This window comes from Pseudomonas sp. SLFW, from assembly GCF_009905615.1.
Classification (GTDB): Bacteria; Pseudomonadota; Gammaproteobacteria; order Pseudomonadales; family Pseudomonadaceae; genus Aquipseudomonas; species Aquipseudomonas bambusae.
This window is the reverse complement of sequence record NZ_JAAAKW010000009.1, coordinates 1-23184: the sequence shown is the minus strand read 5'-3', so window position 1 is coordinate 23184 and position 23184 is coordinate 1. Positions and strand designations below refer to the sequence as shown.

Sequence of the window (23184 nt, the reverse complement as noted above, 5' to 3'; positions counted from 1 at the left end):
ACACGATGGACAATACAAAACACCTGAAAGACTCCGCGCATTTGCTGGATGACCTTGAGTCCATCCGACAGTTGCTCGGCGATGATTCCCTGCAACCGCCTCTGCTGACCGACACGGTCCAGAGCGAAGGCCAGATCCCCCTGTTGTTCGACGTGGTCAGTGGTCAAGTGATTGCTGCCGACGAGCACGAGGCCCGCGCCGACGACATTCCGGTGCTGACGGCCGAGCCAGTCGCCGCCCTGGCCCCCCCGGCGCCTGCCGCCGCGCAGCCCGAACCGGAAACCGTTCGCGCACCGAACCCCGACGACCTGCTCCACCTCGACAGCGAACTGCGCGCCGCCGCGCAATTGATCATGCAAGACGTCATCGACGACTTCGCCCCGCATATCGAAAACGAAATCAAGCGTCGGCTCGAAGCGCGATTGGAACGGTTGTTGAACCAGCACTAGAGCGGATCGTCTGCACCGCGGTCTCGCTTTTGCCCGCAGGGCGTAGGAGTTGGCTTGCCTACGATCTGCTGCGAAGCGGCAGCACAACCGGCTCACTCGGTGTGTCAGGTAAATCGCATGCTTAGGATTCGCTGCCGCTTCGCGCCAGATCGCAGGCAAGCCAGCTCCTACGCCCTTCGGGCAGAATCAAAAGCGCCAGGCCGCGCCGCTCTCTAGCTTGCCGCTCGCCGCTTATCGCTTGCGGCTTCCCACAGCTTGTAGCTTGCCGCTGCTTCAAAAAGCTATACTTCCCGGCTTTTCCGACTGAAAGCAGATCAGGTTCCCGCCGCGCATGGACAAGACCTACCAGCCGCACGCCATCGAAACTTCCTGGTACCAGACCTGGGAGTCCGAAAACTATTTCGCTCCGCAAGGCGCGGGCGACTCGTACACCATCATGATTCCGCCGCCGAACGTCACCGGCAGCCTGCACATGGGCCACGGTTTCAATAACGCGATCATGGACGCCCTGATCCGTTTCCGCCGCATGCAGGGTCGCAACACCCTGTGGCAGCCAGGCACCGACCACGCCGGTATCGCCACCCAGATGCTGGTCGAGCGTCAGCTCGAAGCTCAGGGCCAGAGCCGTCATGACCTGGGTCGCGAAAAATTCCTCGAAAAAGTCTGGGAGTGGAAGGATCAGTCCGGCGGCAACATCAGCCGTCAGATCCGCCGCCTGGGCTCCTCCGTGGACTGGAGCCGTGAGCGCTTCACCATGGACGACGGCCTGTCCGAAGCCGTCAAAGAAGCCTTCGTGCGCCTGCATGAAGACGGCCTGATCTACCGTGGCAAGCGTCTGGTCAACTGGGACACCAAGCTGCACACCGCGATTTCCGACCTCGAAGTGGAAAACCACGACGAGACAGGCAACCTGTGGAACCTGCGCTACCCGCTGGCCGACGGCGCCAAGACCGCCGAAGGTCTGGATTACTTGATCGTCGCCACAACCCGTCCGGAAACCATGCTCGGTGACGCCGCCGTCGCCGTGAACCCGAACGACGAGCGTTACAAGGCTCTGATCGGCCAATTCGTCGAGCTGCCGCTGGTAGGTCGTCGCATCCCGATCATCGCGGACGATTACTGCGACCCCGAATTCGGCACCGGCTGCGTGAAGATCACCCCGGCCCACGATTTCAACGACTACGAAGTCGGCAAGCGCCACAACTTGCCGCTGCTGAACATCTTCGACAAGAACGCCAACGTGCTGTCCGCTGCTCAGGTGTTCAACCTCGACGGCACCCTGAACGAAACCGTCGACGGCACCCTGCCGGCTGAATACGCAGGCCTGGACCGTTTCGAAGCGCGCAAGCAGATCGTCGCAGCTTTCGACGCCGCTGGCCTGCTGGTCAGCGTCGACGACCACGCCCTGAAGGTGCCGAAAGGCGACCGCTCCGGCACCATCATCGAGCCGTGGCTGACGGACCAGTGGTACGTGTCCACCAAGCCACTGGCCGAGCCTGCCATCGCCGCCGTCGAAGACGGCCGCATCGCTTTCGTGCCGAAGCAATACGAAAACATGTACTTCTCCTGGATGCGCGACATTCAGGATTGGTGCATCAGCCGTCAGTTGTGGTGGGGCCATCGCATCCCGGCCTGGTACGACGAGTCGGGCAAGGTCTACGTCGGTCGCGACGAAGCCGAAGTGCGCGCCAAGCACAACCTCGGCCCGGACGTGGCGCTGCAACAGGACAACGACGTCCTCGACACCTGGTTCAGTTCCGGCCTGTGGACCTTCTCCACCCTGGGCTGGCCTGAGCAGACCGAATTCCTGAAAACCTTCCACCCGACGGACGTGCTGGTCACCGGTTTCGACATCATTTTCTTCTGGGTCGCCCGGATGATCATGCTCACCATGCACCTGGTGAAGAACGAAGACGGCACCCCGCAAATCCCGTTCAAGACCGTTTATGTCCACGGTCTGGTCCGCGATGGTCAGGGCCAGAAAATGTCCAAGTCCAAGGGCAACGTCCTGGACCCGCTGGACATTGTCGACGGTATCGAACTCGAAGCCCTGGTGCAGAAACGCACCAGCGGCATGATGCAGCCGCAACTGGCCAAGAAGATCGAGAAGCAGACCCGTGCCGAATTCGCCGACGGCATCGCCAGCTACGGCACCGACGCCCTGCGCTTCACCTTCTGCTCGCTGGCCTCGACCGGTCGTGACATCAAGTTCGACATGGGTCGCGTCGAAGGCTATCGCAACTTCTGCAACAAAATCTGGAATGCCGCCCGCTACGTGCTGGACAAGGGCGAAGACTGCGGCCAGAACGGCGAAGAAGTCGAACTGTCGCTGCCGGATCGCTGGATCATCTCGCAGCTGCAACGCACCGAAGCCGAAGTGACTCGCCAGCTGGATCAATTCCGTTTCGACCTCGCCGCGCAGGCGTTGTACGAGTTCATCTGGAACCAATACTGCGACTGGTACCTGGAGCTGTCCAAGCCGGTGCTGTGGGACGAGAACGCGCCGATCGAGCGTCAGCGCGGCACACGCCGTACGCTGGTTCGTGTGCTGGAAGTGGCACTGCGCCTGGCGCATCCGTTCATGCCGTTCATCACCGAAGAAATCTGGCAGCGCCTCGCGCCGCTGGCCGGTGCGCAGGGCAAGACCATCATGCTGCAACCATGGCCGGTGGCGAACGAAGCGCGCATTGACGCCGCTGCCGAAGGCGACATCGAATGGCTCAAGGGCCTGATGCTCGGCGTGCGGAACATCCGTGGCGAAATGAACATCGGCCCGGGCAAGCCGCTGCAACTGTTCCTCAAGAATGTCAGCGCCGAAGACCAGCGTCGCCTGAACGAAAACGAGCACCTGCTGAAGAAGCTGGCCAAGCTCGAATCGTTCACCGTACTGGCCGCAGGCGCCGAAGCACCACTGTCCGCCACCGCTCTGGTGGGCGAGATGGAAGTGCTGGTGCCGATGGCTGGCCTGATCGACAAGGGCGCCGAGCTCGCGCGTCTGGACAAGGAAATCCAGCGCCTGCAAGGCGAAGTCCAGCGCGTGGGTGGCAAGCTGTCCAACGCCGCTTTCGTCGACAAGGCACCGCCTGATGTCATCGCCAAGGAGCGCGCCAAGCTGACCGAGGCCGAACAGGCACTGGGCAAGCTGGCCGAACAGCACGCACGGATCGCGAGTTTGTAACGACCGACTCAGCCCGCCTGAATCCCGGGCGGGCTGATTCACACGAACCCTGTAGGAGTGAGCTTGCTCGCGATAGCAGTGTGTCAGGCGAAGCATTCGTCACGGGCAGACCGTTATCGCCAGCAAGCCCGCTCCCACAGGGTTTTGTGTTTTAACCGGAAAAGACCCGCAATGACCAAACCCGAGCAGCCCAAGCCGCCTCGCAAGAAACCGAAACCCGCTCAGTCAGCCAAACCTGCCGAACCGCGCGAGAAGGCCAGCCTGCACCCGCGCAACCGCCATCAGGGCCATTACGACTTTCCGCGCCTGATCAAGAGCAGCCCCGAGCTGGGTAAGTTCGTGATCACCAACCCCTATGGCAAGGAAAGCATCGACTTCGCTAACCCGGAGGCGGTACGCGTGTTCAACCGCGCATTGCTCAAGGCGTTCTACGGCATCGCCCATTGGGACATTCCGACGGATTACCTCTGCCCACCGATTCCCGGTCGCGCCGATTACCTGCACTTCCTGGCCGACCTGCTCGCCGAGGACAACGCTGGCGTCATTCCCCGTGGCGCCGCGATCAAGGCGCTGGACATCGGCACGGGGGCCAACGGCGTCTACCCCCTCATCGGCCACAGTGAATATGGCTGGCACTTCGTCGGCTCGGACATCGACACGATTGCCCTCGCTTCGGCGGCCACCATCGTCAAGGCCAACGCCTTGGGTAAGGCCATCAGCCTGCGTCAACAGGGCAATCGCAAGCACATTCTGCTCGGTCTACTGCAAGCAGACGAACGCTTCGACATCAGCCTCTGCAACCCGCCCTTTCACGCCTCCGCCGAGGAAGCGTTGCGCGGCAGCCAGCGCAAATGGCGAGCACTGGGCAAGGCCGATCCCAAGCGCAAACTGCCGGTGCTGAATTTCGGTGGGCAAGCGGCGGAACTGTGGTGCGAAGGCGGCGAAGCGCGTTTCGTCGCGCAGCTGATTACCGAAAGCGCTCAAGTGCCAATGCAGGTGCTGTGGTTCAGCACGCTGGTGTCGAAGGCGTCCAACCTCCCGCTGATTCAAAGCACGCTGAAAAAAGCCGGCGCTGTTGAAAGCCGCGTGGTCGAGATGTCACAAGGGCAGAAACAAAGCCGCTTCGTGGCCTGGACTTTCCACGACAAGGCGCAACAGGCCGCATGGCGAGCGGAGCGCTGGGCCACCCGGTAAATAGGGTGCTCCCGCCTGCAATTGCGGGCCAGCACACGCCTTCAAAACTGATCAAATCGTAGGCACAAAAAAACCGTGTCCGGATCGCTCCGTCACACGGTTCTCTTACAAGCAGCGGTGTCGCTTACTTGTTGACTGCGTCAGTCAGGCCCTTGGCCACAACCAGTTTGATCACTTTCTTGGCTGGGATTTCGATGGCAGCGCCAGTCGAAGGGTTACGGCCAGTGCGAGCTGGACGCTCGGTTACTTTCAGCTTGCCGATACCTGGCAGGGTGATTTCGCCGCCATTTTCCAGTTGATCAGCGACGATTTGGCCCAATTGGTCGAGAGCGTTGCGCGCGGTGGTTTTTGGCGCGTCGATAGCTTCTGCGATATCGGCGATCAATTGGTCTTTAGTCAGAGCCATGGTGGTGTTCCTTCCCTATCAAATTCAGATGGTTTGCAGAGTGTGTACAGACGCGAAATGTAGATACCGAAATCGGCCTTTGGTTCGGCCGAACGCCCACAAACTGCATGCTTGGCGCGCTTCAGTGCGCAAGACCGGGCAAAACTAGCACAGAGCCACGCAAATATCCGCCCCTACCTAGCCATTTGGTCAGCTTTATCATGGTTAAACACCAAAAAAGTCAGATTAATGGGGGCGGAGCCGTGTTTATGGCCTCTCCAGCACGCTCTGGCCCAGTCTGCGGTACACTTGCCGACTTTCGCACGGGCCGAGCAGGCACCCGTTCAGTTCCACCTCAGCAGCCGAGAAATCCATGCCGATCCGTCATGCCATTGTTCACCTGATCGACAAGAAACCCGACGGTACGCCCGCAGTCCTCCATGCTCGCGATTCCGAACTCGCGGAGTCCCAGGCCATCGAGAACATGCTGGCCGACCTCAATGAGAGCTATAACGCCAAACAAGGTAAGGCCTGGGGTTTTTTCCATGCCGAGTCCGGCGCGCACCCGTTCAGCGGCTGGTTGAAGGAGTACGTTGATGAGGGCAAGGATTTCACGGCGTTCAGCCGCACCGCTGTCGAGCACCTGCAAAAGCTGATGGAAGAATCCAACCTGTCAGTGGGCGGCCATGTGTTGTTCGCCCATTATCAGCAGGGCATGACCGAATACCTCGCCATCGCGTTGCTGCACCACAGCGAAGGCGTGGCGGTAAACGAAGCACTGGATGTCACGCCCTCGCGGCATCTGGACCTCGGCCAACTGCACCTCGCCGCGCGGATCAACATCTCCGAGTGGCAGAACAACAAAGCCTCCAAGCAGTACATCTCGTTCATCAAGGGCAAGAACGGCAAGAAGGTCTCCGAATATTTCCGCGACTTCATCGGCTGTCAGGAAGGCGTGGACGGCCCCGGCGAGACCCGCACCTTGCTCAAGGCCTTCAGCGACTTCGTCGAGAGCGAAGACCTGCCGGAAGAGTCAACCCGTGAGAAGACCAAGGCCTTGGTGGATTACGCCAGCAGTCAGAGCAAAATGGGCGAACCCATCGCGCTGGAAGAACTGTCCGGGCTAATCGACGAAGACCGTCCGCGCGCGTTCTACGAACACATCCGCAACAAGGATTACGGCCTGTCGCCGGAAATTCCGGCGGATAAACGCACGCTCAACCAGTTCCGCCGCTTCACCGGCCGTGCCGAGGGGCTGTCGATCAGCTTCGAAGCGCATCTGCTGGGCGACAAGATCGAGTACGACGAAGAGAAAGGCACGCTGATCATCAAGGGTTTGCCAACTCAACTGACCGATCAACTTAAGAGGCGCTGATCGTCATGCTCGGGCGTACCCTCAAGAAATTCGCGCTGATCATGTTGGTGGTCGTGGTCTACCAGAACTGGGGCAAGATCGAGCACCTCGTCAATCCCTCCCAGGCGGTCTCGGCGCAGGTGCAGTCCCAGGCCAAGGTCGTGCTGTACGCCACCGACTGGTGCGGCTACTGCAAACAGACACGACGTTTTCTCGACAGCAAGGGCATCCCTTACACCGAGTACGACATCGAGAAGTCCAAAGAAGGCCGCAAGGCGTATGAGGCGCTGGGCGGCCGTGGCATCCCTCTGATCGACGTGAACGGCACGCTGATCAGAGGATTCTCGCCGGACGAGATTCTTGCCGCGTTGAAGTGACTCAGCGCTTGTCGATACGGAATCCGAAACGCGGGAAGTGAACATGAACGACGCCCGCACGTTCATCTTCGCGGCGGACGATGATTTCCTCGCTCCCGCTGAACACCAGCTCACCATGAACCGGGTTCACGCCGTAATCGACTGCCGACACACTGACCTGTTGACCGGGCTCGAACCCGTTCGGGTCCTTGAACGCCTCGTCGGGCAGCGGAGCAGGTTCTGCGTTGCGTGCGATCTCAATGGCATCCGCCGGGCTGAGTTCGCTAGGTGCCCCATGTCCAAAGCCGATCACGCGCTGATACCACGCCAGGACCGCAGGGTAATCATCCACCAACGGAGCCGTAACCGGGGTCTGCTTCAAAAACCACAGAGTGTGAGCCACCGAGAAGTCGGCAATCGACGGCACGCCGAGCAGGAAGTCGCCGTTGCGCTCCAGCTGCGTCTCGAGACGCCCCATCAACGTCGGCCACTGGTGCTGCGCTAACTCCAGAGGCACCCGTGTTGCACTGCCGCCATCAAAGAACGTCGCGCGGTCCGCCACGAACGCTTTCACCCCCTCGGGGGGTAGCTTCGCGAAACGCACGGCCAGTGACGCGGGCTGAAACACCAGGCTGACCGAATGCAGGAACAGCACCGAATCCGCCCAGTTCGCCAGACTTGCCGACGTAAACTCCTGCCCTTCCGGGTAAAAACTTGGCGATGATTTTTCTGCCTCAAGCCGCCTGGCAATCAACGCCGTGTCGCAATAAATATCGGCTCCGACCTGCAACACCGGCGTCTTGCGATAGCCGCCGGTGAGGGCTGTGAGGTCCGGTTTCGGCAGGATCGGCGGGATGATCACCGAACGCCACGACAGCCCCTTGAAGCCCAGCATCAACCGGGCTTTCTCGGAAAACAGGGACGTTGGGTAATGGTGCAGGATCAACTCACTCATGTTTCGACCTCTGGAACGAAGGCATTGAATCCGGGCGTGACGACCTCATGTCGCACACCCGGCCACGGTATTCAGACAGTGGCTTAAGTTGAGCGTTGCCAGTGATGATCACAAGTGACGAACAGGCCAAGTTCGGAGACGTTACTTAGAGCGGGCTGATTTCGAATACGTGGGAGATCGTCTGGCTCCTGGCATCCCAGACATACCGGACATGTTTGCCTTGCACCGGGAGCGAGACCGCCGGCGGACGAAACGCCGCCACACACTCATGCCCGTCAAGGCGCACGCTCTTGTAGAGCAGTCCCCACGCCCCTTCTTCCCGCAATGCGCGTGCGAAGGCTTGCGAGGTCCCGTAACGAGAAGGGTCCGGGTCATGCAGTTCAGGAAAATCCTCACGTACGTCATGCACCGGCTTCACGACCTGATTCACGTAGGTGCGCAAGGTCAGTTCGATGTCGGGCTCGTTCGTCGCCGCGAGGAAGCGCTGCTGATGGAAGCGCGTTTCTGCAATAGCCGCAGCCTGGCTATTCGCGGCGTAATAGATACCGTACGTCCCGTCCGTGAATCGGCTGGCCTTGCCGATGTGGGTAAACGCAGCCATGACGGGGGTAGAGCCGGGGCCGGAAACACGGTCCTCGACGGCGACTCTGCGCAATACACCGCACTGATCCAGCAGACGATCGTTGGTCATCGACTCCAGCGCATACGCCATCTCAAGGTCGGCCGGGTTGAGCACATCCTCAAACAGCGTGATCGGAGGAAAAGCACTGTTGATCATCCTGAACGCGGCATCCCAGGCCGGGATCACGGTCTGTGCATGCTTCATCAGCCCCGGACTCCGTCCAGATACCGACGCACGTCCGCGATGTCCACCACCCGACCGGCCAACATGTATTGCAATGCGGATTGGCCGTTGAAAGGTGCCGCCGTGTTGGGTTTTGCGACCCATTCGTAAGCGCGTTCCAACTGATTGCTGAAGATGATGCTGAGCGCTTTGTGGATGCCCATCAAATAGGAAATTCGCTCCAGCGTATCGTGCGGCAAACGGATGTCGGGGGTCCGTTTGTATTTGTAGAAGGTCGTGTTGCTCACAGCGCCCAGCAGTGTTCGCTGGTCCTCGACCGAGCATCCCCAATGCGCCATGAGATTGAAAAAGAAGGTCAGGGCTACGCGCCCTGCTTCCGGGGTATCGACACCAACGCCATCGTTGCGGGTGATCGCCAAGGCTGTCATGAATACCGCTCCTGCTCATCGAATCTGACCATCAGGCTAGTACACATACGCACAAAATAAAACAGGTAATTCACATGCGAAATTACTGACGTCCCTGTGCACACGCTCTTACCTGCTTCCGCGCGTCAGCCTCCACAGCAGCACGTCGTTGCTCGAAAGGCGTCAGGACAAAACTGGCCACAAGCGCCTCTTTTGCCCGCTTGCGCAGTTTCTTGATCAGCCGCTCCTGACGCAGCGCCTCACCCTTGTCGCGGCACGCCTCGATATACACCAGCGCCACGGCAGGGCTGGAAAAGAAAAATCGCGCACCCTTTCCGCTCTGGTGTTTGGTAAAACGCTTGTGGGGGTCGTCGCTGATGCCGCAATACAGCGAGCCGTTGGCAGCGCGTACGAGGTACACGAACCACGGCTTCGGCGTGAGGGTCTGAGGCGCAGCCTCAAGGGCAACAGCGGTATCGGTCATGGCAGGTTGAGAGCTGAAACGCGGAAGACGCGATTCTAACAGAGCCTTAGCGGCCTGCCCGGAAGGCTTTCAAACCCTTTTGCGCCTGGGCGCGAATGGCGTTTTGAACGAACGGCGTCCAGCCCAGTAACGCGCCTTTCGCACCCAACGCCTGCCGCGACCAACGCCACAGGTCGAAGTTGTCGTGGTGTTCGCAAATCTTGCCGTCGCGAAACACGAAACGCGCCTGAATATCGTTGACCACGGTGCGGCCGGTCTGGCTGAACAGGTAGGTCGCCAGCCAATGTGCGCCGCCGGAGCGTTCGTCGGCACGCACATTGTCGAAGCGGATGGAGAATTCCTTGGCCCGCGACGTCAACATGCGCCACATGTCACCGGCCTCGCTTCCCCGTAACTCACCGAACACCGGGTCGCTGAACAGCACGTCGTCGGTGTAACAGGCCGCCATGGCCTCGGCGTCGAGCCGATTGAAGGCCTCGTAGAAACGACGGATCAAGGCGCTGTTGTGTTCGCCAGGCTGTTCGGTGGTGTGGAGATCGCTCATACGCAGTGTCGTCCATGGAAAAAGATGCTTGCACGATAAGCGGCAGCGGAGCGTTTTGCCACGGACATTCGCCGGGCAAATACCTCGACTCAAACTTTCTCGCTGGTCACGTCGACGTACAGCGCACGCCCGGCGCCCATACCCGCCAGAATCGCACCCACGCCAATGATGCCGAAGATCCAGCCGACCGCGCTCCAGTTGCCCGTCCAGTCATGCACCACGCCAACCGCGAACGGACCCAGCGAGGCCAACGTGTAGCCCACGCCCTGAGCCATGCTCGACAGGTTGGCGGCGACATGAGAATCCCTGGAGCGCAGCACGATCAAGGTCAGCGCCAGGCTGAACGTACCGCCCTGCCCCAATCCGAGCACCACGGCCCAGAGCCACAGTTGATTAAGGGGCGCGTACAGACAACCGTACAAACCGCCCAGTGTCAGCAGCATGACCAGCAGGATCGCCAGTCGTTGATCCTTACCCCGTGTAGCCAGCCAAGGTGCAGTGAGCGAGCTGACCAGTTGCACCATGATCGAACCCGACAGCAGCAGACCCGCTTCTGTAGGTGTCAGGCCACGGCCAATGAGGATCGACGGCAACCAGCCGAAAACGATGTAGGCCAGCGACGATTGCAGCCCCATATATAAGGTGACTTGCCGCGCCAGACGATCACGGAACAATCCACGCACCCGATAGGCCACCTGATGCTGCCCCTGGCGTTGACGGGTTTGTGGCCACCAGAAGATCGCGGCAATCACCGCGGGGACGATCCAGAACCCAAGGCCGAGTGTCCAGTCGCTGCCGCTTTCGTTTCCAAACACTTGGCTCAACGGCACCGTCGAACCCGCCGCCACCGCCGCCCCAAGGCACAGAGCCATGGTGTATACGCCGGTCATGGTGCCAGCCTGTTTGGCGAAATCGCGTTTGACGATACCCGGAAGCAGCACGCCGATGATGCCAATGCTCGCGCCCGCCATGATGCTTCCCGCGAACAAACCGACTTCACCGAACGAACTGCGCAACAGGATGCCGCACGTCAGGGTCATCAGAATCCCCAGCACCACGCGCTCGCTGCCGAAACGCCGCGCCAGGATCGGCGCCAATGGCGCGAACAAACCGAGACACAGCACCGGCAGCGTCGTCAGCAAACCCGCCTTGGCCGCTGACAGACCCAGCCCCTTCGACACCTCACTGAGCACCGGCGCCATGCTCGACAACGCCGGACGCAGGTTCAGCGCCACCAGCACCAGCCCCAACAGCAGAAACCACGGGCGCTTCAGGACAGGCCGGTGCTGCTGGACTTCATCGTCATAAGCCTCCGCGTCAATCAGCAGTTCGTCGATTTCATGATGTTTTCGGGAAGGGGATAGCGTGTCGCTCGCCGTAGGCGCCTTGGTCGTCATGGGATTCTCGTGGGGGCAGGATGTGTAACAGCGCATTGCGCAAAGGCGTAATCCTGTTGGAGATCAGCAGAGAACACAAGTTTTACGAGGATTGGGTACAGTTTTAACCGTTTGGACCATTAACGAATCCGCAAACAAAAAACCCGGGCACAGGGCCCGGGCTTCTGGGTACAGCCGCTATTAACTCAATGCAGGATCTGACTGAGGAACAGCTTGGTGCGGTCGCTTTGCGGGTTGTCGAAGAACTCGTTCGGGGCGGCTTGTTCGACGATTTCGCCTTTGTCCATGAAGATCACGCGGTTGGCCACAGTGCGGGCAAAGCCCATTTCGTGGGTCACGCAGAGCATGGTCATGCCTTCTTCCGCCAGGCCGACCATGGTATCCAGCACCTCTTTCACCATTTCCGGGTCGAGGGCCGAGGTCGGTTCGTCGAACAGCATGATTTTCGGCTTCATGCACAGGGCACGGGCAATGGCTACACGCTGTTGCTGACCGCCGGAGAGTTGGCCCGGGTATTTGTGCGCCTGCTCTGGAATGCGCACGCGCTCCAGGTAGTGCATGGCGATTTCTTCGGCCTTTTTCTTCGGCATCTTGCGGACCCACATCGGTGCCAGCGTGCAGTTCTGCAGGATGGTCAGGTGCGGGAACAGGTTAAAGTGCTGGAACACCATGCCGACTTCACGGCGAATGGTTTCGATCTGCTTCAGGTCTGAAGTCAGCTCGGTGCCATCGACAACGATGCGACCTTGCTGGTGTTCTTCCAGACGGTTCAGGCAGCGAATGGTGGTCGACTTGCCCGAGCCCGACGGGCCGCACAACACGATACGCTCGCCCTGACGCACGTTCAGGTTGATGTCTTTCAGCACGTGGAACTGGCCGTACCACTTGTGTACGCCTTCCATCCGGATCATGCCTTCGGCGCCCAGGGGCTTTTTGATAGCTTCACTCATCTCATAACTCCTAACGCTTGTGGCCTGTGTCCAACTTACGCTCCAAATGCATGGAGTAGCGGGACATACCGAAACAGAAGATCCAGAACACCAGGGCTGCGAACACGTAGCCCTCGGTCGCCATGCCGAGCCAATTCGGGTCGGCGGCCGCTTGCTTGACGCTGTTGAGCAGGTCGAACAGGCCGATGATGATCACCAGACTGGTGTCCTTGAACAACGCGATCACGGTGTTCACGAGACCTGGAATCACCAGCTTCAGGGCTTGCGGCAGAATCACCAGGCCCATCCGACGCCAGTAGCCCAGGCCCATGGCCGCAGCGGCTTCATACTGGCCTTTCGGAATGGCCTGCATACCACCACGCACCACTTCGGCGACATAGGCCGACTGGAACATGATCACGCCGATCAGGGCGCGCAACAGTTTGTCGAAGTTCATGCCTTCTGGCAGGAACAGCGGCAGCATCACCGACGACATGAACAGCACGGTGATCAACGGTACGCCGCGCCAGAACTCGATGAACGTCACGCAGAGCACGCGAATCGCCGGCAGGTCGGAGCGACGCCCCAGCGCCAGGATTACGCCCAACGGCAAGGCACCGGCGATACCGACGGTGGCGATGACCAGTGTCAGCATCAGGCCGCCCCACTGGCTGGTCGCCACTTCGGTCATGCCGAAGATGCCGCCATGCAGCAGGAAGAACGCCACGATCGGGTAAATAACCAGGAAGCTCAGACCGTAAACGGCTTTGCGTGGCATGGCTTTGATGAACAGCGGCGCGGCGCCGATGATCGCCAGCCAGACGGTCAAATCGACCCTCCAACGCAACTCCTGCGGGTAGTAGCCGTACATGAACTGGCCGAAGCGCTGTTCGATGAAGACCCAGCACGCACCGGCCTTGGTGCAGTCGGCGCGGGTGGTGCCGACCCAGTTGGCGTCGAAGATCGACCAGCTCAGCAGCGGAGGAATGACCAGCCAGATCAGGTAGATCGCGAACAGGGTCAACAGCGTGTTGATCCAGTTCGAGAACAGGTTCTGGCGCATCCATGCCACCGGGCCGAAGACTTTGCTCGGCGGCGGCATGTCGGGTTTGAAAGTATGGGATGTCATGCGCGTTTCCTCACCGCTCGATCAGCGCAATGCGCTTGTTGTACCAGTTCATCAGCAGAGAAATGCTGATACTGATCGCCAGGTACACGCTCATGGTGATGGCAATGACTTCGATGGCCTGACCGGTCTGGTTCAACACGGTACCGGCGAACAGCGAAACCATCTCCGGATAACCGATACCGGCCGCCAGCGAGGAGTTTTTCGCCAGGTTGAGGTATTGGCTGGTCAGCGGCGGAATGATCACCCGCAGGGCTTGCGGGATGATGACCTTGCGCAGCGTCGGCCCCGGGCGCAGGCCCAGGGAACGTGCGGCTTCGGTCTGGCCGTGGCTGACGGATTTGATGCCCGAACGCACGATTTCCGCGATGAACGCGGCGGTGTAGACCGTCAGTGCCAAGGTCAACGCGAGCAGTTCAGGGATCAATACCCAGCCGCCGACGAAGTTGAAGCCCTTGAGCACCGGCATTTCCCAATGCACCGGCGCACCGAAGATCGCCGCACACAGCGCCGGGATCACGATGAACAGGGCCAGGCCCGCCCAGAACTTGTGGAAAGGGACGCCCGTCGCTTCGAAGCGTTTGTTCGCCCATTTGGCCATGATCACGATGGCGACGATGGCCACCACGATGCTGATCACGAACGGCCAGGTAGCGTCGTTGGTGATCGCTGCCGGCATGTTCAGACCCCGGCTGCTGACGAAGAACGAACCCAGGAAGCCGTGAGCGGCACGTGGACCTGGCAAGGTCAGGAACACGGCGAAGTACCAGAACAGGATCTGCAGCAGAGGCGGAATGTTACGGAAGACTTCAACGTAAACCGTCGCCAGCTTGTTGATGATCCAGTTGTTAGACAGCCGCGCCACGCCGACGATGAAGCCGAGCAGGGTCGCGAGAATCACGCCGATGAAGGTCACCAGCAGGGTGTTGAGCAAACCGATGAGGAACACGCGCGCGTACGAATCCGACTCCGTAAAAGGAATCAGGTGTTGCGCGATGCCGAAACCGGCGCTGTTTTGCAGGAAACCGAAACCTGAGGTAATACCCCGGTGTTGCAGGTTGGTTTGGGTGTTATCGAACAGATACCAACCCATCGCGACTACGGCGATAACCGTGATTATCTGAAATAGCCACGCACGCACTTTGGGATCGCTGAGGGATAGCCTCTGCTTGGGTGCGCTGATCTGATTTTGCATGGGAGTGCCCCAGAGAAAATGCAACGAAGCGCCCGGCTGCGGGGTACGCAGCCGGGCACAGGTCAATCAACGTACTGGTGGGGCGTATTGGATGCCGCCAGCGTTCCACAGGGCGTTCTGACCACGCTCGATTTCCAGAGCAGTGGATTTGCCCAGGTTCTTCTCGAAGATTTCACCGTAGTTACCGACTTGGGCAACGATCTTGACGACCCAGTCCTTCGGCAGTTTCAGCTGAGGGCCGTATTCGCCATCAGCACCCAACAGACGGGCTACGTCCGGGTTCTTGGTGGCTTTGGCTTCGGCTTCAACGTTCTTCGAAGTGATGCCCGCTTCTTCGGTGTTCAGCAGTGCGTAACCAACCCAGCGAACGATGGAGGTCCACTCGTCGTCACCACGGGCCACAACCGGTGCCAGAGGCTCCTTGGAGATGGTCTCAGGCAGAACGACGTAGTCTTTCGGCGAAGCCAGCTTGGAGCGTTGTGCGTACAGCTGGGATTTGTCGGAAGTCAGCACGTCGCAACGGCCGGACTCCAGCGACTTGGCGCTTTCGTCGGAGGTGTCGAAGGTGATCGGGGTGTATTTCAGGTTGTTGGCGCGGAAGTAGTCGGAGACGTTCAGCTCGGTGGTGGTACCGGCCTGAATACAGATGGTCGCACCGTCCAGTTCCTTGGCACTTTTTACGCCCAGCTTGTTGTTGGCCAGAAAGCCAACGCCGTCGTAGTAGGTAACGAAGCCAGGGAATTCCAGACCCATGCTCGCGTCGCGGGAGCTGGTCCAGGTGGTGTTACGCGAGAGGATGTCGATCTCGCCCGATTGCAGCGCGGTGAAGCGCTCTTTGGCGTTCAGTTGGCTGAATTTGACCTTGGTCGCATCACCGAAGACAGCAGCGGCAACAGCGCGGCAGAAGTCAGCGTCGATACCCTGGATCTTGCCGCTTTTGTCCGGTACCGAGAAACCTGGCAGACCGTCACTCACGCCGCACTGGATGAAGCCTTTCTTCTGAATGGCGTCCAGTTTGGCGCCCGCTTGAGCGAAACCGGTCAGACCGAGCGCTGCTGCGGCGGCCACTACAGCCAGGGTGGATTTCAACATCTTCATTCAAACCTCCAGTTTGCTCTTTGTTGTGTGGGAGCTTTAGCCCGTCGCACCCTTGTGAGGCATTCATGACCCGTGCTGGCTTGTTTTTGGGTCATGCGACGTTTGAACCGTGATCCGGGAACCGCGCGAAACATTTCGCAATCGGCGCCATCGGATTGGCGGGTCAAATGGACTGAAGCCCCATGATGTCCCTGCACCCAAAGGTACGGGGCGAATCGTGCCGGAGATCCTCTCGATGGACTCCATGCTGCCTCGGCGTAACAATAAGCGGCATGACGCCTAACCTAGTAGTGTTACCGCGCAAGGTGAGCGCCTTCACTCCGGTTGTTTTGTAGCAAAGCGCGTACCACCATGGTGGCAAACTCGAATTAGCGACAGGTCAAGATCAAAACTTGTAACCTTGCGACATCTTCTTTCATTTATGACATCCCCTGCGCACTGCGTTGAAGCAGGCCTTAAATCCGCCCGCACACAAATGGAGCACACATGAGCGAGCCTTTGATCCTTGAGCCCGAAAAAGCGGCCGATGCTTGCGTTATCTGGCTGCACGGCCTCGGTGCAGACCGTTACGACTTCATGCCAGTCGCCGAGACACTCCAGCAATCATTGCTCTCCACACGCTTCATTCTTCCGCAGGCGCCAACCCGCGCAGTAACAGTGAATGGCGGCTATGAGATGCCCAGTTGGTACGACATCAAGGCCATGAGCCCGGCGCGAGCCATTGATCGTGACCAACTGGAAGGGTCGGCCCAACGCGTGCTGGCACTGATCGAAGGGCAGCGCGACAGCGGCATCGACCCGGCGAGAATCTTTCTGGCGGGTTTTTCACAAGGGGGCGCGGTGGTGCTGCACGCGGCATTCCTGCGCTGGGAAGGCCCACTGGGCGGGGTGCTTGCGCTGTCCACCTATGCGCCGACTTTCGGCGATGACATGACCCTTTCGGCCAGTCAGCAGCGCATTCCGGCGTACTGCCTCCACGGACAACACGATGAGGTGGTGCAGAACGCGATGGGCCGATCCGCGTACGAGCATCTGAAAGCCCAAGGCGTCACCGTGACATGGCAGGAATACCCAATGGGCCATGAAGTGTTACCGCAGGAAATCGCCGATATAGGCGTCTGGCTCGGGGATCGGCTGCGTTAAACAGCGCGTTTTGATCCTTTCCTTTGGCTGGCGAATTTGGTATGGCACTACGCCGCGCCCGATTCTTGCATTACACTGCCCGGCGTACATTCCTTAATCAATCGATGAGATGACCGTGCTCAAAGCACTTAAAAAAATGTTCGGTAAAAGCGAGGCTGGGCAGCTCGCGCCCGCTGCGCCTCTCCCCGCCTCCGTCAGCCCGACTGAAAGCACTTTTCGGGAAGCCTCTACACCGGTAGCGCAATCCGCGCCATCAAACGCCAGCGACGAGCCCACTCCGCAACGTCCCAAGGCCGAGCGCCCACGCCGTGAACGCGCTCCCAAGCCTGTCGCAGTGCCATGGAAAATCGAAGATTTCGTGGTGGAACCCCAGGAAGGCAAGACCCGCTTTCATGATTTCCTGCTCGCCCCAGAATTGATGCACGCCATTCAGGACCTGGGCTTCCCTTACTGCACGCCGATTCAGGCGGGCGTCCTGGGCTTCACGCTCAAAGGCAAGGACGCCATCGGTCGCGCACAAACTGGCACCGGCAAGACCGCCGCGTTCCTGATCTCGATCATCACGCAGTTGACTCAGACTCCGCCGCCAAAAGAACGCTACATGGGCGAACCCCGTGCGCTGATCATCGCGCCGACCCGTGAACTGGTGGTGCAAATCGCGAAAGACGCCGCCGCGCTGACCAAATACACCGACCTCAACGTCATGACCTTCGTGGGTGGCATGGACTTCGACAAGCAGCTCAAGCAGCTTGAAGCCCGTCACTGCGACATTCTGGTTGCCACCCCTGGCCGTCTGCTGGACTTCAACCAGCGCGGCGAAGTGCACCTGGACATGGTCGAGGTCATGGTGCTCGACGAAGCCGACCGCATGCTGGACATGGGTTTCATCCCGCAAGTCCGCTCGATCATTCGTCAGACGCCGCACAAGGGTGAGCGCCAGACGCTGCTGTTCTCCGCAACCTTCACCGATGACGTGATGAACTTGGCGAAGCAGTGGACGACCGATCCGGCCATTGTCGAAATCGAATCCGTGAACGTCGCCAGCGATAACGTTGAGCAGCACATTTACGCGGTCGCTGCGGCCGACAAATACAAGCTGTTGTACAACCTGATCAATGACAACGGCTGGTCGCGGGTGATGGTGTTCGCCAACCGCAAGGACGAAGTGCGCCGCATCGAAGAGCGTCTGGTGCGCGACGGCGTCAATGCTGCGCAGCTGTCGGGCGACGTCCCGCAGCACAAGCGGATCAAGACGCTGGAAGGTTTCCGCGAGGGCAAGATTCGCGTGCTGGTGGCCACGGATGTTGCTGGTCGCGGCATTCACATCGACGGCATCAGCCACGTGATCAACTTCACCCTGCCGGAAGTGCCGGACGACTACGTGCACCGCATTGGCCGTACGGGCCGTGCTGGCGCTGACGGCGTGTCGATCAGCTTCGCGGGTGAGGATGACTCGTACCAGTTGCCGTCCATCGAAGAAAAACTGGGCCGCAAGATCAGCTGCGAAATGCCGCCGACCGAATTGCTCAGAGCGGTGGTGCGCAAGCAAAAGGCACAGCCTGCGGCCGAATCTGAATAACGGCCGCTAAACTGTGGGAGCCAGCTTGCTGGCGAATACGTCGTGTCAATCAACGATGATGTGACTGACCTGACGCATTCGCCAGCAAGCTGGCTCCTACAGGGTCCAGCGGTGAATCAACGTGACTTCCAGCGATCCGCCGCCTGGTGATCGCTCTCCCGCCCTTCCACCCAGCGCGGGCCCTGCGACGTGTTTTCCTTCTTCCAGAACGGCGCGCGGGTCTTGAGATAATCCATCACGAAATCGCAGGCTTCAAATGCCGCTTGACGATGCGCGCTGGCCACGCCGACGAACACAATCGGTTCGCCCGGTTCCAGCGCCCCGACCCGATGCAGCACCTCGATCTTGAGCAACGGCCAGCGCTGCTGCGCTTCATCGGTGATTTTGCCCAACGCCTTCTCGGTCATGCCTGGATAGTGCTCCAGAAACATCCCCGACACCTCGCGGCCGTCATTGAAGTCGCGCACGTAGCCGACGAACGTCACGACCGCACCGACGCCCACATTAGCGTCGTGCATGGCATTGACTTCAGCGCCCGGATCGAACGCACCGGCCTGCACTCGAATGGCCATGTTCAGCCTCCGGTGACGGTCGGAAAGAACGCCACTTCGTCGCCCTGTTCAACCGGCTCATTCAACGAGCAGAGTTCCTGATTGCGCGCGCACATGATGCTTTGCTCGCTCAACACGTCCCACACACCGCCGCGTTGCAGTAAATGCTGACGCACTGCGTCAACGGTGGCGAACTCGCCTTCGAGGGTTTCGCTTTCGGTGCCGAGCGTCTCGCGAAACCGGGCAAAATATTGGACCTGCACATGAATGCTCATTACGCGCCCACCGTCTCATCGACCACGAAATGCCCGCTCTTGCCGCCGAGCTTTTCCAGCAACCGAACGTGTTCGATGACCATGCCGCGATCCACGGCTTTGCACATATCGTAGATCGTCAGCGCCGCGACGCTGGCCGCCGTCAGGGCTTCCATTTCTACGCCGGTCTGACCGGAGAGCTTGCAGCGGGCAACGATGTGAACGATGTCCGCGCCTTCGGCGTTCAGCTCGACCTTCACGCTGGTGAGCATCAACGGGTGGCAGAGGGGGATCAAGTCGCTGGTTTTTTTAGCGGCCTGAATCCCGGCGATACGCGCCACGGCGAACACGTCCCCTTTCGGATGGCCTCCGGCGACGATCATTTGCAGGGTTTCGGGCAGCATGCGCACGCGCGCTTCAGCCACGGCTTCACGGGACGTCACGGCTTTTTCGGTGACGTCGACCATGTTGGCGCGACCTTGGGAATCGAGATGAGTGAGCACGGGATGACTCCTGGACAGGAGCCCGCATTATAGCGGCAAGACGCGAGTTTCGAGCTACAAGCATTGGCCCTACGCCGGACCAACACTTGCAGCTTGAAACTTAAGACTCGACGCTATTTACAGATGGCTTTCTGCATATTCCGCCAGGATCGAGCGCGGCACCCCTTGCAGGGTGATGTGCACGCCATTCGGGAAGTCCTTGAAGCGCTCCGTCAGGTAGGTCAGCCCGGAACTCGTGGCCGACAGGTAAGGGGTGTCGATCTGCGCCAGGTTACCCAGGCAGACCACCTTGGAACCGGCACCGGCACGGGTGATGATGGTTTTCATCTGGTGCGGCGTGAGGTTCTGGCATTCGTCGATCAGAATCAGGCTTTGCTGGAAACTGCGACCCCGTATGTAGTTGAGGGATTTAAACTGTAACGGCACTTTGCTGAGGATGTAATCGACACTGCCATGGGTGTTTTCGTCATCCATGTGCAGCGCTTCGAGGTTGTCGGTGATCGCGCCGAGCCATGGCTCCATTTTTTCCGCCTCAGTGCCGGGCAGGAAGCCGATCTCCTGGTCGAGCCCCTGCACGCTACGCGTGGCAATGATGCGGCGATAACGTTTGCTGACCATGGTCTGCTCGATGGCAGCCGCCAGCGCCAGAATGGTCTTGCCCGACCCCGCCGCGCCAGACAAGTTGACCAGATGGATATCAGGATCGAGCAACGCGAACAGCGCCAGCCCCTGATAGATATCCCGTGGTTTCAGCCCCCAGGCTTCTTGATGCAGCAAGGGTTCCTGGTGCATGTCCAGCAGCAGCAATTCATCAGGCTTTACGCCCTTGACCCAGCCGACGAAACCCTGCTCGTCGATGATGAACTCGTTGATGTGGACCGCCGGGATCTGCTCGGTCATCTGCACTTTGTGCCAGGTCCGGCCGTGATCCTGACGGGTATCGACCTTGCTCACGCGGTCCCAGAAGGAGCCGGTCATGGTGTGATAGCCGCGAGACAGCATCGATACGTCGTCGACCAACTGGTCGGTGCTGTAATCCTCAGCCTCGATGCCGCAGGCGCGCGCCTTGAGGCGCATGTTGATGTCTTTGGTGACCAGCACAATGCGCACTTCCTTTCTGCGCGCGTGCATGTCGATGAGTTGGTTGATGATGATGTTGTCGTTCAGGTGCTCGGGCAGAAGGCTGTTGGGCTCTTCGCGCTTGCTCATCAGGATGGACAGATAACCCTTGAATACACCTGTACCGCGATCGATCGGTACGCCTTGTTCGACCTCCTCCGGGGTCGCTTCACCGAGTGTCTTGTCGATCAACCGAATAGCCTGGCGGCATTCTGCGGCGACCGAGTGCTTGCCCGCCTTGAGCTTGTCCAGTTCTTCGAGGACCGTCATGGGAATTGCAACGTGGTGTTCTTCGAAATTCAGCAGAGCGTTTGGATCGTGAATCAATACATTGGTATCGAGCACATAGAGGATTGGCTGGTTAGAGGAAGGGGTGCGTCCGTGGTCATCCATACTCGCTCACCTTTGTAGTAGCCAGATAACGCGACACACAGTGATGCCGCGCTACGAAAAGGCCGCCGAGGCTTCCCCCTTGAGGCAGGAGGAAATTGCGCAAAGTGGAGTCTGGGGGGACGCCACCTGTGTTGCAGGGTTCGGCGGTCTGTTGTCGTAATACCGCAAAACCGATGACATAAAAAAGCGTTTTGAATGGAATTTGAAGTTTATTTCACAGCAAGACGAATAGCCCTTGGCGGATGCCCCTCACGCGTTTACAGTCGGAAGTCCGGTCGGCGAGAAATCCTCGGAAAAATCCCACCGCGCCCCTCGTAAAACGCCCTACTCTCCCTGTGTTTCGGGCTTTTCAGCTTGTTCGGTGCCCCCCTGCGTCTGATTCGCAGGCGGCTCGTCGGCAGGCTCGTCGGTATCCTCATCCTCGGGCTCGTCCTGATCGGATTCGTCCGACAACTGCTGCGGATAGATATGACAGTCCTCCCAGACAATTCCCGTCTGCGCGGTGTTGGCCATCAACCAGGGCACCGCCTGCTGCGCCTTGTCGGTGCTGTCATGAAACACGACATTGCCTCGACGCCAGAGCAGCATCAGGGTCAGCACGCGATTGGCGGTTTGTTCGACGCTGATGCGACCGGTGGCGTCCTGGGAGTCGATGTTCCACAGCGACACGCGCAGCTGCTGGTCGCGGAAAAACTGTCCGCTGTCGGCGCGACGATGACCGTAGGGCGGACGGAACAGCGGCACGAAGTTGTCCGGCAACATTTGCTGGACCAGCGCGGCGCTGCGCTCAATGGAATCCTGCCAGCCGTTCCAGTGCGCATGGGAGCGATACTCCCAGCCCTGCAGACCCACGCATTGCTGGCGATAGAGGGTTTGCAGCGCCTGGGGTGAGCTGCTGTCAATGCGGTTTTGCAGGTTCTTGCCGAGTATGAAGAACGTGGCGTTGATCTTCTGCTGACGCATGAAATCCGCGAGCCAGTCGGTGGCGCCATCAGCCGCTGTCGGACCGCTCTCGAAATTGAGCAGGAAGGTGCGATCCGGCATCTCGTCGCCACTCAACTCGTCCGAGTTGTAGCGCTCGATCTCGCTGCTGGTCTGAGGGAAAAGCGCGGCCATGCGCAACAGTTCGCTCAGGTAGCGCTGGTTGAACGCATCGGCAGGCGCTGCCCAGCGGGCATAGAAGGAATCGTCGGCGACTTTGTATTCCGCCGCACGCTGACGCAGCATCGGCACGTCATCGACCAACACACAGAACGACGCATCGGCCTCACAGGATTGCTCGGCGGCCTTCCAGTTCTCGAACAGGCGTGTCCACATCCGGTTGCGGATCAGGTTCATCGACGCCAGGTTGAGCTGCCGCAGCCCTAGCCGATCCGCCAATTGAACGTCGCTGAGGTTTTCACTTTCCAGCAACTGATGGGCGAAACTCAGGATCTCGGCACGGGACGCCACATCGAATAACTGTGGTGTTTCCAACACCTCGGGCCAGACACTGCGATCAATCGTCGCGATATCCCCGGTCGCCGCTTGGGCATTCAGGCCCAACAAGCAGGCGCCGATCAATAACAACATGCGCAAAACGACGTGCTCCCAATCCTTGAACGAAGAAGCCGAAACCGGCGAGGCACTATAGCGGATTTATGCGACCCGGAATTCCGTTTGCTGCCCCGGCTTCCGGGCCTGCCGTGAACCCCGGTGGGAGCGAATTCATTCGCGATAGGTGGTACTGCCGACGCCTCTTTATCGCCTGTACCCTTTTTCGCGAATGAATTCGCTCCCACAGAAA

22 protein-coding genes and 1 pseudogene are annotated in these 23184 nt (G+C 59.7%); 7 read left to right on the top strand and 16 right to left on the bottom strand.

The window, feature by feature from the left end; all coding sequences use genetic code 11:
- The first annotated feature begins 5 nt into the window (after positions 1-5).
- From GVN17_RS16910 to rlmF, 3 genes are all read left to right on the top strand, one after another.
- A complete protein-coding gene (locus tag GVN17_RS16910) occupies positions 6-449 on the top strand; it encodes a DNA polymerase III subunit chi (RefSeq protein WP_166596405.1) in 444 nt (147 codons plus the stop codon).
- Between the two features lie 331 nt (positions 450-780).
- Positions 781-3627, top strand: coding sequence for a valine--tRNA ligase (locus tag GVN17_RS16905; RefSeq protein WP_166596404.1), 2847 nt, complete (start codon positions 781-783; stop codon positions 3625-3627).
- A gap of 171 nt (positions 3628-3798) precedes the next feature.
- The gene (gene rlmF, locus GVN17_RS16900; protein WP_166596403.1) at positions 3799-4821 is read left to right on the top strand and encodes a 23S rRNA (adenine(1618)-N(6))-methyltransferase RlmF; all 1023 of its coding nucleotides are present in this window, start codon (positions 3799-3801) and stop codon (positions 4819-4821) included.
- 124 nt (positions 4822-4945) lie between these two features.
- Here rlmF and GVN17_RS16895 read toward each other — a convergent pair whose 3' ends face one another.
- The gene (locus GVN17_RS16895; protein ID WP_003221909.1) at positions 4946-5227 is read right to left on the bottom strand and encodes an HU family DNA-binding protein; all 282 of its coding nucleotides are present in this window, start codon (positions 5225-5227) and stop codon (positions 4946-4948) included.
- A 352-nt stretch (positions 5228-5579) separates the two neighbouring features.
- Between GVN17_RS16895 and yejK the strand changes: the two genes are divergently transcribed.
- Together yejK and GVN17_RS16885 are read left to right on the top strand one after the other, a co-directional pair.
- Positions 5580-6581 (top strand): nucleoid-associated protein YejK, encoded by a 1002-nt coding sequence (gene yejK, locus GVN17_RS16890; protein WP_166596402.1) that lies wholly within the window; start codon positions 5580-5582, stop codon positions 6579-6581.
- Between the two features lie 5 nt (positions 6582-6586).
- Positions 6587-6937, top strand: coding sequence for a glutaredoxin family protein (locus tag GVN17_RS16885; RefSeq protein WP_166596401.1), 351 nt, complete (start codon positions 6587-6589; stop codon positions 6935-6937).
- Position 6938: 1 nt separating this feature from the next.
- On the opposite strand, the gene GVN17_RS16880 is transcribed toward GVN17_RS16885, so the two are convergent.
- The 10 genes from GVN17_RS16880 to GVN17_RS16835 all read right to left on the bottom strand — a co-directional run bounded on the left by GVN17_RS16880 (position 6939) and on the right by GVN17_RS16835 (position 15856).
- Entirely contained in the window at positions 6939-7871 is a 933-nt protein-coding gene (locus GVN17_RS16880) for a glutathione S-transferase family protein (protein ID WP_166596400.1), read from the bottom strand.
- A 145-nt stretch (positions 7872-8016) separates the two neighbouring features.
- Positions 8017-8697 carry an RES family NAD+ phosphorylase gene (locus tag GVN17_RS16875; protein WP_166596399.1) on the bottom strand — a complete coding sequence of 227 codons (681 nt, stop codon included), beginning with the start codon at positions 8695-8697 and terminating at the stop codon, positions 8017-8019.
- Positions 8697-9104 carry an MbcA/ParS/Xre antitoxin family protein gene (locus GVN17_RS16870; protein WP_166596398.1) on the bottom strand — a complete coding sequence of 136 codons (408 nt, stop codon included), beginning with the start codon at positions 9102-9104 and terminating at the stop codon, positions 8697-8699. The genes GVN17_RS16875 and GVN17_RS16870 overlap by 1 nt, the downstream gene beginning before the upstream one ends.
- An 82-nt stretch (positions 9105-9186) precedes the next feature.
- Positions 9187-9567: a GIY-YIG nuclease family protein gene (locus GVN17_RS16865; protein WP_166596397.1), complete on the bottom strand. Its 381-nt coding sequence runs from the start codon at positions 9565-9567 to the stop codon at positions 9187-9189.
- Positions 9568-9613: 46 nt separating this feature from the next.
- On the bottom strand, positions 9614-10111 hold the full coding sequence (locus GVN17_RS16860; RefSeq protein ID WP_166596396.1) for a nuclear transport factor 2 family protein: 498 nt from the start codon (positions 10109-10111) through the stop codon (positions 9614-9616).
- A gap of 89 nt (positions 10112-10200) precedes the next feature.
- Positions 10201-11508 carry a CynX/NimT family MFS transporter gene (locus GVN17_RS16855; RefSeq protein WP_166596395.1) on the bottom strand — a complete coding sequence of 436 codons (1308 nt, stop codon included), beginning with the start codon at positions 11506-11508 and terminating at the stop codon, positions 10201-10203.
- Positions 11509-11693: 185 nt separating this feature from the next.
- Entirely contained in the window at positions 11694-12458 is a 765-nt protein-coding gene (locus GVN17_RS16850) for an amino acid ABC transporter ATP-binding protein (RefSeq protein WP_166596394.1), read from the bottom strand.
- Between the two features lie 10 nt (positions 12459-12468).
- Positions 12469-13566 carry an amino acid ABC transporter permease gene (locus GVN17_RS16845; RefSeq protein WP_166596393.1) on the bottom strand — a complete coding sequence of 366 codons (1098 nt, stop codon included), beginning with the start codon at positions 13564-13566 and terminating at the stop codon, positions 12469-12471.
- A gap of 10 nt (positions 13567-13576) precedes the next feature.
- Positions 13577-14758 carry an amino acid ABC transporter permease gene (locus tag GVN17_RS16840; protein WP_166596392.1) on the bottom strand — a complete coding sequence of 394 codons (1182 nt, stop codon included), beginning with the start codon at positions 14756-14758 and terminating at the stop codon, positions 13577-13579.
- A gap of 66 nt (positions 14759-14824) precedes the next feature.
- Positions 14825-15856 carry an amino acid ABC transporter substrate-binding protein gene (locus tag GVN17_RS16835; RefSeq protein ID WP_166596391.1) on the bottom strand — a complete coding sequence of 344 codons (1032 nt, stop codon included), beginning with the start codon at positions 15854-15856 and terminating at the stop codon, positions 14825-14827.
- 486 nt (positions 15857-16342) lie between these two features.
- Between GVN17_RS16835 and GVN17_RS16830 the strand changes: the two genes are divergently transcribed.
- Positions 16343-16999 (top strand): alpha/beta hydrolase, encoded by a 657-nt coding sequence (locus tag GVN17_RS16830; protein ID WP_166596390.1) that lies wholly within the window; start codon positions 16343-16345, stop codon positions 16997-16999.
- Between the two features lie 109 nt (positions 17000-17108).
- Complete coding sequence (gene rhlB, locus GVN17_RS16825) at positions 17109-18578, top strand: ATP-dependent RNA helicase RhlB (RefSeq protein WP_166596389.1); 1470 nt, start codon at positions 17109-17111, stop codon at positions 18576-18578.
- Positions 18579-18694: 116 nt separating this feature from the next.
- On the opposite strand, the gene moaE is transcribed toward rhlB, so the two are convergent.
- From moaE to GVN17_RS16800, 5 genes and pseudogenes are all read right to left on the bottom strand, one after another.
- Positions 18695-19150 carry a molybdopterin synthase catalytic subunit MoaE gene (moaE, locus tag GVN17_RS16820; RefSeq protein ID WP_166596388.1) on the bottom strand — a complete coding sequence of 152 codons (456 nt, stop codon included), beginning with the start codon at positions 19148-19150 and terminating at the stop codon, positions 18695-18697.
- A gap of 2 nt (positions 19151-19152) precedes the next feature.
- Complete coding sequence (locus tag GVN17_RS16815) at positions 19153-19398, bottom strand: MoaD/ThiS family protein (RefSeq protein WP_178115739.1); 246 nt, start codon at positions 19396-19398, stop codon at positions 19153-19155.
- Positions 19399-19403: 5 nt separating this feature from the next.
- The gene (gene moaC, locus GVN17_RS16810) at positions 19404-19886 is read right to left on the bottom strand and encodes a cyclic pyranopterin monophosphate synthase MoaC (RefSeq protein ID WP_166596386.1); all 483 of its coding nucleotides are present in this window, start codon (positions 19884-19886) and stop codon (positions 19404-19406) included.
- Between the two features lie 117 nt (positions 19887-20003).
- Positions 20004-21398, bottom strand: a complete 1395-nt coding sequence (locus GVN17_RS16805) for a PhoH family protein (RefSeq protein WP_166596385.1) — start codon at positions 21396-21398, stop codon at positions 20004-20006.
- A 414-nt stretch (positions 21399-21812) separates the two neighbouring features.
- A pseudogene (locus GVN17_RS16800) lies at positions 21813-22976 on the bottom strand (polysaccharide deacetylase family protein); the annotation flags it as partial.
- Between the last annotated feature and the right edge of the window lie 208 nt (positions 22977-23184).